The sequence below is a fragment of the Dictyobacter sp. Z7_2 genome (assembly GCF_057551105.1).
Map to the genome: position 1 here is coordinate 3252866 of NZ_BAAJPE010000002.1, position 12869 is coordinate 3265734.

The window sequence follows — 12869 nt, forward strand, 5'->3', positions numbered from 1 at the left end:
TGCGTGCCGCTACTGGACAGGGAGAGCTGGTTTTCTGCGCTTTAAATATGCGAAGAACGAAATGTGAATGTCGTGTTGCCGATCTGGATCTGATCACCTTCTTTTAATGAGCTGCGTGTAATCGGGTTCCCATTGATAAAGGTGCCGGTGGCGGAATGGTTGTCGACGATTTCGTATTGACCATGGGATATCTCGTGGATGGTGGCATGATGGCGACTGACGCTGAGGTCTTCGAGAAATATATCGCATTCGCGACTGCGTCCAATGATCATGCCAGGCAGCAACTCGATGCTGCGCACGCTGCTGATGGGATTTGTCAGGTGCAGGCGGGCAATGATGGTTGTATTGGGATCGGGCGTTTTTGCGAGCTGTGATTCGCGGCCACGCGATGATGGTAACTGAAATGGCCGTGTCCCCTCATTCGCAAAAAAAGTAATATGGGTATTGCCAAATTGCAACTCATCGCCACTATTGAGTAGCTGCTCCTGAACGATCTGCCCATTGACAAAACTATCACCGCTACCATGATCGTCGCGTAGGATGTAGCCATAATTCGTGAGCACGATGCGAGCTTGCTTGCGATGAACGGTTACATCTTCCAGGAAAATATCACTATCGCGGCTTCTGCCGATAGTTGTGCAATCTTTCCATAATTCGATACGTTTACCTACCAGTGAGCCCTTTTGCAGGACAAGGTATGCTCCTGGTGTTGATTCTTGCGGCATATGGCTCCACTCTATTTGCACGCGATTTTGCAAGGTTTTAGAGACGGATCATCAGGCTTCCGTCATTGGACTGAGTATAACGAATGAGGTCAACGCATGTCAAGAATCTGGGTTCATCATCGCCAGTCATCATCAATCTTTGCCGCTTTCTGTGCGCCAATTTTGTGGCTGAACGCCAGCAGCTTTTACTTGTACGTTGTATTATAAGCATGTTTGCTGTAACTACGGTAGTGTCAAGTAAGCTTAGCAAAAAGGAAGAAAAAAGTTATGTCATCTCAAGCGGGTCAGCAAGTCACTGTGGATTTTGATGTGTCTGCCACTATGCGTGATGGGGTCGTTTTGCGTGCCAATGTGTATCGACCGGTTGGCGATGGACGTTGGCCGGTGCTCCTGACGCGGCTACCTTATGGGAAGGATCTCCCTGGAGCAGGTGGTGTGATAGATCCTCTTGGTGCGGCGCGACGTGGCTATGTCGTCATTATTCAGGATACGCGTGGTCGCTTTGCTTCTGAGGGTGATTGGGACCCTATGCGTCGCGAAGCTCTCGATGGTGTGGATACGATCGCCTGGGCAGCCGAGTTGCCGTATAGCAATGGTGAGGTGGGGATGTTTGGAGCTTCTTATTTTGGCTTTACGCAATGGTCTGCGGCTGTACATAATCCGCCAGCGCTCAAGGTCATGGTACCGTATATTACCTGGAATGATCCTCTCAATGGAGTGATGTTCCGGGGTGGCGCTCTTGAGCTAGGCACATCGGCCTCGTGGCAATTAATGATGGGTGCGGATGTCTTGCTACGCCGACATCGAGCAGATACAGATCCCTCTCACTTGGGCATGGATCTCTATGGTTGGGTACAATCCCTCGATACCCTGGGTCCGCAGGGCTATTGGTCATTACCTCTTAAAGAGTATCTTCCACTGACTTTTAAGAATATCGCGCCAGCCTTTTTTGATGCGATCAACCATCCAATGGATCGCGAACTTCTGGAGCCTATGACTATTCTGGGCAAGCATGAACAAGTGACTGTCCCTACATTCAATATTGGTGGCTGGTACGATGTCTTTCTGCATGATACGCTGGACAATTTTCAGATCATGCGTGAACATGGAAGTACGCCAGAGGCGCGTCAGACCAAGCTCTTAATTGGTCCATGGGTTCATGGAGGCAGTACCAATCCCATCGGTGAAAAGAACTTTGGCTTTGCCTCAACGCCGGCTCTGATCAACTTGCAAGGCGATATCATTAGCATGCAGTTGCGCTGGTTTGATCATTTTCTGAAAGATATTGATACTGGTGTGCTCTCAGAAGCGCCGATCAAGCTCTTTATCATGGGAGCAAATCGCTGGCGTGATGAGCAGGAGTGGCCACTCGCTCGGGCTACTGAGGTTCGCTATTATCTACATAGTGCTGGTCAGGCCAATACCCTCGAAGGCGATGGAAGTCTCAGCCCGACCGCCCCGGCAGATGAGTCTCCTGATCATTATGACTACGATCCAGCGCAGCCAGTTATCACCCGTGGTGGTGCTCTGCTCATGACGCCTGAATATCGTCCGGGCGTTGTTGACCAACGACCGACTGAGCAGCGCCCCGATGTTCTGGTGTATACAACCCCCGTTCTTGAACAAGATGTAGAGGTTACGGGACCCATCTTTGTTCATCTCTGGGCTACATCGAGCGCTCTCGATACAGATTTTGTGGCGCGGCTCGTCGATGTTTATCCCGATGGCTATGCTCAGAATCTAACCGATGGCATCATTCGAGCTCGCTATCGAGACTTCTCCAGAGGAGCTGAGCCATCCTTGCTTGAGCCGCATAAGCCGTATGAGTACGATATCGATCTCTGGTCCACAAGCAATCTCTTCCTGAAAGGACATCGCATTCGTCTGGACATCACTAGTAGCAACTTCCCGCGCTGGGATCGTAATCCAAACACGGGACACGAGTTTGGCACCGATGGTCCACAAGACCTTGTGATTGCTCTGCAAACAATCTTGCATGACGCCGAACACGCATCATACATCACCCTACCCATAATCCCCCAATAAGTAGCGTTGTGCCCTCGGGCACGATGTCCCACTCGACGTACGATCAGGCAGGCCAGCGTGGCTCGCCAAGATCGTGCAGTCTCGTACGAGCTACTGGGACATTGTGCCCGAGGGCACAACGCTACGTTGGCTTGCTCTCTGAATACGATGGTGAGAGATGTCATCGCCCGTGAAATACGAAAAGGATGATGGCGAGCACGCTCACTGCTACCAGTAATAAAAAGACCAGTGCCAGTAGTATGAAAGATAAAATAGGTGAGATGCGTACGAAGTTTAATGGTATCGTCTTTTGCAACTCAGTGAAGGTTGGAATAGCTGAAAATAAGCTGTGATGATCAGTGATAGCTCTCCCTTTGGCGTTGGGAGCCAGATTGCGCACTGGCTGTTCGGTTTCCTCTAACACAGCAACTTGAACGCTGCCTCTTTGGGGCTCCATGTCCTGTCTTGCGGGATGCTGTGTGGCCTTGTGCTGCGTTCTCAATGGTGCAGCTTCACGTGCCTTGATGGTAGTCCTTTGTTCCTTCGCGCTTTCGCGTTGGATCGTGGCCGGACGGCTGGTACTATGATGGTTCTGTCGGCTGTGTAAGGCCGATTGTAAGGCGGTATCATAGGCCTGCGCGAAGGCGAGTATCCCGGGATAGCGTTGTTCAGGTTTTTTGGCCAGAGCTCGAAAGAAGACTTCATTCAGTTCCTGCGGGATCGTGGGATTGAGATTACTTGGTGGCTCTGGCGGCGTGTGATGATGATGGTGTAGGAGCTGAGCAGCTGTCCCTTCAAATACGGCGCGTCCAGTCATCAGCTGATACATCATGACGGCCAGCGCGTACTGATCAGAGGAGGGTCCCACGTGCACTGACGATGCCAGTGATGGATCATCGAATTGCTCGGGGGCCATGTAGAGCGGCGTCCCTACAGAGCGATGCAGCGATCGGCCCGCACGATAGAATGAGGCCAGGCCAAAATCAGCTAACAATAAATGGGGCCTGCCATGCGGAAAGATATCAGCCAGATAAGCATATTGACCATCTTTAAGCGGTCCGCGTTCAACGCGAATTAAAAAATTTGTTGGTTTGATGTCACGATGAATAATACCATGATCATGGGCGTATTGGAGCGCCGCCGCTGCCTGTAATAAATAATATCCTGCCTCTTCGGCCGAGATCGGCCAACCAAAGCCAAATTGTTGTGTCCGCTGCTGCAACCAGTTCCACAGCGAACCTTCAGTTATGTACGGCATGACAAGATACGTAATTGGTCCAACACTCGTGTCCAGATCTTCTTCGCCAAAGTGATAGAGAGGCAAAATATGTTCATGTTCCAATTCGGCCACGGCACGTGCTTCACGCTCAAAGCGTTGTGCTGCTTGTTTTCCCTCGGGTGTGTTTGGAACCGAGCGTAGATCGCCACATACCACTTTGATGGCTACTCTTCTGCCTATACGTGTATGTTGAGCTAAGTAGATATCGCCCATACCACCACTCTCGATGAGCCGTTGTAAACGATACCCTCCGAGATGTTTCCCCACCAGCATATTCATTCAAAATTCCTCGTGATTGTAAGGCGGTGAGAGTATAAATCGCACAGAAAGAGAGCTACTCTCGACCATTTTATATTCTTCCTTATTTTTAGTATACAGGAGGACTATAAAAGTTTTAGAGTTGAATGAGACAATAGTGCTACGTCTTCCCGATCTTTCAACCTCTTGCGCACTTTATCTGCATCTTTGTCGCAACCTTTTACTGGCTCTTACCGCTTCAAAATTGCCTCGTCAGATTCATTCTAAAAAAGACGAACGAGAAAAAATTGGTCGTCTCATGTGTATCTAAACCACTAGATGAGTCGTGTTGTTAATAGTAGTGGAGAGAAGATTCCCACGAAACCTTCTATAGGTACCAGGGAGAATGCATGTCGGGCGGGGAACATAGAGCCATCTAGACTCTTCCGCCTGAATAATTTAAGAGTGGCAATCATACTGCTCTTAGGAGGAGAAAGATAATGCAGACACAAAAAGGTCGGGGTCGGGGCTTCGCTTCTATGACCTCAGAGAAAAAACGCGAAATTGCCAGCAAGGGCGGAAAAGCTGCTCATGCTTTAGGTACCGCCCACAAATGGACCAGCGAAGAGGCCCAGGCTGCAGGACGTAAAGGAGGCTCTATCAGCCGCCGACGTTCCAAATATAATGTCCAGGCATAGAGTTAACTCTTGTCCAAGCAGAAAGAAAAGGTTTATCTCTTTGAGAGCCTTTTCTTTCTGCTTGTTAGGATTGTTTTCTTTATGAGCTACTAAGCGTCGAGTGAGTAGAGAGTACATTTCATTGAGGGATGCTTCAGTGCCAGTAGATGAGAGTCCTGTGAATTAGTAGTAGTGTGCGCCTGTTTTTCAGTTTGGGACTTTTTGACCTGTAACTCAGTGACAAATATCTCTACTGATGCAGAAAAAATTGAGTTATGCTTTCCATGTAAGTCGAGAGAGGTCGGGGTGGGTTGGAAGATGGGCAATGGAATGGGTTTGGATAGTAGTAATTGGTTGTTCGGAGTGTGAGCATCCTCGCATCTCCTCTCGTCTTGCACTGGATCAAGATCCTGAAGCGTCTGTGAGTGACGTAGTAATAAGAAAGAATAGTATGGTTAGAGGCTGTCAATGATAAATAGACACAAATTGCACGTTGATCTGCTTGAGCATCCAACTGCAACTGGCACTTCGAGTAGTTCATATACAGCGGCAGAAAACGCGCTCTCCTCACACGTTCACGTCCGAGCACAGATCGAGAGTGAGGCTCGTAACGCTTTTGTGGATAGTCTTAAAGTCCAGATTGAGACGGAAGATTATTGGATTAATAGCCAAACTCTCGCCTACTGTCTACAAAAAGCTCCGCTGACAAACGCTTTGCTGCACTTAAATGTTGATAAAGCTACCAATAGATTTGATGAACCTCTGCTCACATAAATTACGCTCTGTACTGTTTGCCCTCTCTATTCCAGGTTGAGATGAAGCGTGAAGGTCTTTTTTTCCAGTTCTCTCAGACCTGGAATTGTTTTGTACCAGAACAATTCGTTTCAGTCAGTTGCAACTGGCAGCGCGAATCGCATAATTACAAAAATATTTATGGACAATCTGTCATTTTATGATATAGTTTTTAATGAACAGAATCTCTCTAAGAGAAGACACTGCCAGTGTTTTTTTATGCAAGCGTTGTCCACTTACGTTGTGTATAGACCAAATTTTATGGAGGCTGTATGCATGAACCCAGAGAAGGAGCATATCCCCACAGTTGAAGATGCATCATTAGCGGATCTTGCTCCGATTAAAGATGATGTTATCATTCGCACTGTCAAACTGAACAAGTACTTCGGCGATAAGCACGTCCTGAAAGACATTGATTTTGAGGTCAGGAGACAGGAAGTCGTTGCCTTGATTGGTCCGAGTGGCTCGGGTAAGAGTACACTGATCCGGTGCTTAAATGGCCTGGAGAAATCCACCACTGGCGATGTTTTTATTCAAGGAGATCGTCTTGATCCACGCTTGACGATCAAACAGCTTAGCCCTATCCGCCGCGAATTAGGGATGGTCTTCCAAAATTTTAATCTTTTCCCGCATATGAGCGTGCTGCAAAACGTGATTGAGGCCCCCTTATTGGTGCGTAAGATGCCAAAAGAGCAGGCAGTAGTCCTTGGCGAGAGCGTCCTGGACAAGGTTGGCCTGCTTGAGAAAAGGGATGTCTATCCGAGCCGTCTATCCGGCGGACAGAAGCAGCGCGTCGCAATCGCACGTGCACTGGCGATGCAGCCACGTGCCTTGCTCTTCGATGAGCCAACCTCGGCGTTAGATCCTGAACTTGTGGGTGAAGTGCTCAAGGTCATGAAAGATCTGGCCTATGAAGGGAGCACGATGGTCGTCGTAACCCACGAGATGCAATTTGCTCGTGATGTTTCTGACCGTGTGGTCTTTATGTCTGATGGATCCATTGTTGAAGAGGGGGACCCTGAAGAATTATTCCGCCAACCCAAAGAGGCGCGTACAAAGTTGTTTCTTGAGCGCGTGTTATCAGTTTTGCCATAAACAAGAGCAACGTCACTTTTATGCTTATTCATTGCTGTCCTACATATTCAATTTTAGTGTAGTGAACTGGTGTGTTCCTAAGAAAGGCATACTTAATGACTCATGATGTCAATAGACGCGTCTTTTTGCAGCGTGTTGGTCAGGCGAGTGGATTGGTCCTTGGTGGGAGCGTCATTGAATCCGCCCTGGCTGCTTGTGGCGGAAATATCTCTACTGGTACATCTACTGGCGGTAGCGGCACCAAAACTGCCCAGGTGGCAAATCAAGGATTGAAGCTCTCAGGCGTGTTTCAGTGGGGAGCTACTTCCGATAACGGAGCTCCTTACGTTTATCATGATCCTAAAACCAGTAAATTGATCGGGTTTGAGATAGATATTGCCAATGCGCTGGCTGCCGTGATGGGAGTCACACAAAAGGAGATTGAGACCGACTATACTCAACTTGATCAATCTTTGCAGGCTGGTGCCTTTGACGTCATCATGAATGGCTGGGAAATTACCGACGATAGGAAAAAGACCGAACTTTTTACTGATCCTTATTATCTCAATGGACAACAGATCGTGGTGCGAGCCAATGATTCCCGTTTCGCGAGTAAGACGATTAACGATACGCTCTCGTTAAAAGATCTGGAAGGCTATAAAGTTGGTACTGGTGCTGGTTATAAAGCCGAGGAACTGTTGGGCGAAGACAAGAAGATCACTTTGAAATCATACGATCCCGATCTCCCTTTCAATGATCTGGCGCTGGGTCGCATCGACGCTGTCTTGATTGACTACGCGATTGTCATCTATTACGTGCTGGGCATTGGCTCAGGTAGCGTTGCCAATCAGGCTTTGAAGTTGATCGGCAAGGCCTTCGATGCTAACGGCTATGTGATTGCAGTCAACAAAAATAGTTCCAGTGGAGCTACTCTGCAAAAAGAGCTCAATCAAGCTTTGAATATTTTGAAAGGGAATGGGACGCTGAAGAAGATCTATCAAAACTGGGGTCTTTGGAACGATCAGCAAGCGCAGATTGGTGTTAAGTAGTTCAGGTTGTCTGGAGTAACGATATGGATGTAATCTGGCCCGCCCTGCCCGCTTTTCTGATCGGTGCGCGCAATACCGTCTTTTACTGCCTGGCTTCTTTTCCACTGGCGCTGGTCTTCGGAATGCTGCTGGCTGTCATGGATGGTTCTCGTATTGCCTGGTTGCATGGTCCAGCCCGCATTTTTATTGAAATCGTACGTGGAACCCCCATAGTCGCTCAGATTTTTATTGTCTATTATGGATTGGGCGCACTTTTCGCGCTGCTGAATCCTGCCTGGGCGCTCTGGATCAATGATTGGACCGCAGGGATCGGAACACTTGCTTTGAATTATGCCGCTTATGAGGCGGAAGTCTATCGCGCTGGTTTTCTATCGGTTGAGAAGGGGCAAGCTGAGGCAGCCCTTTCTCTAGGACTGTCATCCGGCCAGAATTTTTTTCGCATTCAATTGCCACAAGCCATCCCCCTGATGATCCCGCCATTTGTGAACGATTTCATCTATATGCTCAAGGACTCGGCCGTCGTGAGTCTGATTGCAGGCTCAGATTTGACGTCGGTTTTGAACTCTTTTCTGCGCCGCAACGGGAGTAATCCGATGCCCTTCTTTTTACTGGCGGTCGTGCTCTATCTCGTACTGAGCCTGCCTGTTTCTTTGCTGGCAAAAGGTCTGGAGCGTCGTTTGCGCGCTGCCTTATAGTGGTACAGTTGCATGAATAAGGAGTACTATGGTTTCTGGATTCCTCAAGCAGCGAGATAAGCCACCTGATGTGCAGGGTAATCTCTGGCCACGCAATCGCATGGTGGGAGCCGACTATCTGTACTATCTGCTGCTAGCCGTGGCCGTTGGCGATTTTGGTTATTATCTCTACATCTATCGAGGACTCTCGCTGCTGTATCTGCCTGCGCTGCTGGGAGGTACATTGGCGACACTGATCGTCTCGCTTGTGAGTGCCATCTTTGCCATTATCTTTGGCTGGATCGGTGCCCAGGGCCGCCTCTCCAGATTCTGGCCCTTACGCTGGCTGGCCACTGCTTATGTCGAGTTGATACGCGGCACGCCATTGCTGGTCCAACTTTTCTTATGGTATTTTGGTGTCCGACTCGTGCTGTCGAACATTGGCTTTGATCCTCACACCATTTTCTTTAATGCTATGACCACGCTGCAAAGCAACAGCCTGGTCCCCGATGGCTTTGATTCCTACTTCTACGGCATTCTGGGACTCAGCTTTAACTATGGAGCATACTTAACCGAAGTTTTCCGAACCGGTATTCTCTCGGTCGATAAAGGACAATCCGAAGCCGCCATGAGTCTGGGACTGGACGCTCGCCAGACCATGCGTCATATCGTTGTCCCGCAGGCGATTCGTGTCGTCATTCCACCATTGACAAACAACTTTATCACACTGATTCAGGATAGTGCTTTTCTCTCTGCCATCGCTGTGATCGAGTTGGAGTATGTCACCTACGGTCTGGCTCTGCCGCAGACTATACCCAATCAAAAAATGTATGTCTTTATCCTGGGAGGATTGCTCTATCTCGCCATGTGTTATCCCCTCTCCGTGGTGGCCCGCATGATGGAGCGTCGTCTCTCCTCCGATCGCCTCTAGCCTGGATATTGATGGAGCTGTGTATCAAATTACATGGTTCCATCAGACCTCATCTAATAGATGGGAAAATAAGGTATTAACTTCTGTCCTCGCATCGCTCGACCTTCTTTTTGAGGATCTTCCGAGTTGCACCTGTGGTCTGCTTTTCAGCAGCGGAACTCGGAAGGACCTCAAACCTGTTGGGGGAACTTGTGTGCAATCCCTCAGATGTGGCTCTCTCATATGCTATGGGAAGACTGCGGTTTCTCTATTCTCGACTTCTTATCGTGGTGTACTTGGAGCCCTGACCACTCTTAGGAGGATCACCTTGCTTTTTGTTTGGCGTATCCCGTGGGGCCACAAGATCTCGGAATATCACACCCTCTTGGGCGGCTGATACCCTTATCTTTGTAAATGAGTTGGCTGTATCTGATCGTCTGGCGCTTTGCTGCTTTTGCTGCTTATCTCCTTGGTTAGCTGTGGTGGGCAGTACGTTCTCTGCGGGTGAGGAGGCACCATCTAGAGCAGATGGGGAAATTTTATTTCTGAGGAAGTCAGTAGCACCATTTAATCGTTGGGTTCGCCGCAGAGTTCGCTCTGGCTTGACTTCCTGGCTTGCTGTGATCGGTTGTTGTACAATCTCTCCGGATGAGGAGGTTGATGGCAGATTTAGGTCTGGTCTATTTCCTCTGATCGTTGAATCATTCCCATTAGAGGATACTGGGGTATCTGGCAGAGTTCGCTGCCGTATCAATCTGAACTCTTCTCTGGAGGAGGGAGCGTTCTCTACAGTTGATGATGAGGGTGGGGAGGGGAGATCGCGCTCTCGCCAGCCTATTGGCAATCTTGTATTGGGTGATAAAACTTCGCCTGGGCTTTCTACCAAAGGACCATGACTGTTTTGTGTGAGTGCAGTGTTTATTCTCAAGTCTTGAGTGCCAGTGCTGCCCTGAGGATCTAATGTTTGAAAACGTGGAGGTGGATCGCTCTCAGTAAAACCTCTATTTACGATTATTCTAGAATAGCCTGGTAATGCATCTATAGTACCTCCGCTTCCTCTAGTGCTTTCTCTTCTTATACGGCTAGCCTCTCTGACTAAATCTAGTCCTTGAGATGTTGTTGCTGCTCTATCCTGTGTGGACTCCAATATAGCGTTTCCTGGTATTCCTGTACCTTCTCTGCTTTCTTGGTTAGCGGGGAGAGGCGGTAGCTCCTGATATAATTCTCGAGGGGTTCTCCCCTGTGAAGTAGAAGGTGCACCGGTATTATCTTGCCGATGCTCTATTGCCCGTGCACGATGAACATCTGGATGTAATTGCTGTGAAATTCTATCCAGAGCTTTATCCGCATCAAAACTAGAATCACTATATTGTGTCGTCTTCCTTGAAAATCGCATTATTTCTCCTATATTATTAAATTTTTAGTAAATGTCAGCAATGCACTTCTGTTGTTCTTTCCTGAGTAAAATCCCGTGTTCAATCAATGAAGATTAATACATATCTATATTCATATAGCTGTATATATGGTTAATTCTTTCCAGGCTTTCGTCGAGAAGATCACTCTTTTTCACTAAATATCCCTATTGTAACATAAGAAATTAGTCTTTTATAGGTATTAGAGGGAATATTTGCCATGTTGTATTGAAAAGGTTGAGGAGGGAAAAACTGTTAAGTAATCTGACTTTGTTTTTAAACTGGGAGGAGAGGACAATAATAAGCTTGGTATTGCCCTCTCTTATGTGAGGAGAAATGCTCGCGACTCTATTTGACGATGATGACGATGGGCAATGGCGATATGGAATCAAGGCTCACCTGTTGGTTGCCTGACTTAAAGTAGAGTCCAGTTGAGGAGCCGCCGTCGAGGTTTAGAGCTATTTTGAGCTGGAGATCCGATTGCTGGAGTAGATCTGCCATCTCATCGAGCGAGAAGGCCGCAGACGGGCTTACAATGAACAGGAGCCGGCCCTGTGTGTCCATTGCAATGATGCTGCGTGGGCTGGTATCGGCTGTCTCCTCAAATTGTGTACGCTTACCATTCTCGATCAGCATCGGTCGACACTGTACGGCCTGCTCCAATTGCTGTGTATTGGGATCATAAGGCTGCTCTGCCAACGATTGAATTGAGTCCTGTCCCTGAGAGTCTACAGAGAACATGCCACAGCAGTTCTGGTAGGAATTTCCGTACGCCTGACCGTTTGAGATGAGGAGCGCGGTGGCCTGGTTCTGCGAGTTAAAGAAGCTCCCATTGATGACCGCTATCGCATTGCTCTGTTTCATCCAGGCCTTGAGCGTCAAAGGGTCATCTGGCTGATAGCCGACATTGACCTGGACTTTTCTGGGATCAAAGCGGGTAATCGTGATGGTATCAGAATTCCCGCTTGGTCCTTTCCAGTTCTCTCGTCGGATATCTACTCCTGATTTGGTCGTCGTCCAGACGTTCAATGTCGACGATCCTCCGTCCTGTTGTTGGGGAGTGACCGGAGTTCCATTCAGTGAGACACTGGGCAACGCATCGCAAGCCAGCAATGAACAGACCAGTAAGGCAATCAGCAACGTCATTTTCAGGGCATGTTTTGCTGGCATGACAAAATCTTTCTTATTCTGCTGCTAAACCCTGGAAGTTAACGCTTCCAGGCGGTTGCTTCAATTGCTGACATGGTGCCTTTAAACTCCATTGCCAGCTTTAAAGCGGCTGCATGAGCAGCATTTTCTGTACTATCGTCTAACGGGACCAACTTGATTGCTTTTCCGTAGTGATGTTCAAGGGCACGCTGGATCAGCAGGTCGGTGAGCCAGGGATTCTTCGGGAGCACTGGGCCATGGGTGTAGGTTCCAAAGGCGTTTTTATAGATAGCACCTTCTCCGCTATCTTTGCCATTGTTGCCCCAACCTGCCAGTACTTTACCAATCGGCTGAGCTTTCGGACCGAGATACGTCCTTCCGCTATGGTTTTCATATCCAACCAGCACTTTTGTCCCTGTCTCTTCAAACTTACATTCGAGAGCCATATGAGTCATATAACGTGTCTGACTACCTTCAGTATACAAATCGAAGAGACCGACCCCCTTTAGTTCGGGTCCCTCAAACGGTTTGTAGTAGTGACCAAGTAATTGATAGCCCGCGCAAACGCTCAAAAAGACGGTGTTCGACTCGGCTGCCTCCAGCAACGAGGATGCCTTGTGCTGGATGTCTTTTGAAGCCACCCCCATCTCGCGGTCGGCGGCCCCGTGGATCAGAATCAGATCATATTTAGTAAAGTCGGGTGTCTGTTTGACATAGATCGGCTCGACTTCAACTCTGATGCCGCGCCATTTGCTGCGGCGCTCGATCGAGTAGAGATTCCCTCGGTCCGCTGCGACGCTCATGAGCGTCGGATAGAGGTGTCCGATCCTGATTACCATGCCTGTATCTGCTTGTTTCTCGCTCAT

11 protein-coding genes are annotated in these 12869 nt (G+C 48.6%); 7 read left to right on the forward strand and 4 right to left on the reverse strand.

Going from position 1 to position 12869, the window contains the following annotated elements:
* Positions 1-41: 41 nt before the first annotated feature.
* A complete protein-coding gene (locus AC27N8_RS27240; protein ID WP_487071342.1) occupies positions 42-725 on the reverse strand; it encodes an FHA domain-containing protein in 684 nt (227 codons plus the stop codon).
* A gap of 267 nt (positions 726-992) precedes the next feature.
* Here AC27N8_RS27240 and AC27N8_RS27245 point away from each other — a divergent pair, with 267 nt between their 5' ends.
* Entirely contained in the window at positions 993-2771 is a 1779-nt protein-coding gene (locus AC27N8_RS27245) for a CocE/NonD family hydrolase (protein ID WP_487071344.1), read from the forward strand.
* Positions 2772-2931: 160 nt separating this feature from the next.
* Here AC27N8_RS27245 and AC27N8_RS27250 read toward each other — a convergent pair whose 3' ends face one another.
* A complete protein-coding gene (locus AC27N8_RS27250; RefSeq protein ID WP_487071346.1) occupies positions 2932-4308 on the reverse strand; it encodes a serine/threonine-protein kinase in 1377 nt (458 codons plus the stop codon).
* A 458-nt stretch (positions 4309-4766) separates the two neighbouring features.
* On the opposite strand from AC27N8_RS27250, the gene AC27N8_RS27255 reads away from it, so the two are divergent.
* From AC27N8_RS27255 to AC27N8_RS27280, 6 genes are all read left to right on the forward strand, one after another.
* Positions 4767-4964 carry a KGG domain-containing protein gene (locus tag AC27N8_RS27255; protein ID WP_487071348.1) on the forward strand — a complete coding sequence of 66 codons (198 nt, stop codon included), beginning with the start codon at positions 4767-4769 and terminating at the stop codon, positions 4962-4964.
* Between the two features lie 447 nt (positions 4965-5411).
* Positions 5412-5717, forward strand: a complete 306-nt coding sequence (locus AC27N8_RS27260; protein ID WP_487071350.1) for a hypothetical protein — start codon at positions 5412-5414, stop codon at positions 5715-5717.
* A 372-nt stretch (positions 5718-6089) separates the two neighbouring features.
* Entirely contained in the window at positions 6090-6830 is a 741-nt protein-coding gene (locus tag AC27N8_RS27265; protein WP_487074760.1) for an amino acid ABC transporter ATP-binding protein, read from the forward strand.
* Positions 6831-6925: 95 nt separating this feature from the next.
* On the forward strand, positions 6926-7858 hold the full coding sequence (locus AC27N8_RS27270) for an ABC transporter substrate-binding protein (RefSeq protein WP_487071352.1): 933 nt from the start codon (positions 6926-6928) through the stop codon (positions 7856-7858).
* Between the two features lie 23 nt (positions 7859-7881).
* Positions 7882-8553: an amino acid ABC transporter permease gene (locus tag AC27N8_RS27275; RefSeq protein WP_487071354.1), complete on the forward strand. Its 672-nt coding sequence runs from the start codon at positions 7882-7884 to the stop codon at positions 8551-8553.
* A gap of 28 nt (positions 8554-8581) precedes the next feature.
* Positions 8582-9463 carry an amino acid ABC transporter permease gene (locus AC27N8_RS27280; RefSeq protein ID WP_487071356.1) on the forward strand — a complete coding sequence of 294 codons (882 nt, stop codon included), beginning with the start codon at positions 8582-8584 and terminating at the stop codon, positions 9461-9463.
* A 1739-nt stretch (positions 9464-11202) separates the two neighbouring features.
* On the opposite strand, the gene AC27N8_RS27285 is transcribed toward AC27N8_RS27280, so the two are convergent.
* Together AC27N8_RS27285 and AC27N8_RS27290 are read right to left on the reverse strand one after the other, a co-directional pair.
* Complete coding sequence (locus AC27N8_RS27285; protein WP_487071358.1) at positions 11203-12024, reverse strand: phosphodiester glycosidase family protein; 822 nt, start codon at positions 12022-12024, stop codon at positions 11203-11205.
* 38 nt (positions 12025-12062) lie between these two features.
* The gene (locus AC27N8_RS27290) at positions 12063-12869 is read right to left on the reverse strand and encodes a type 1 glutamine amidotransferase (RefSeq protein ID WP_487071360.1); all 807 of its coding nucleotides are present in this window, start codon (positions 12867-12869) and stop codon (positions 12063-12065) included.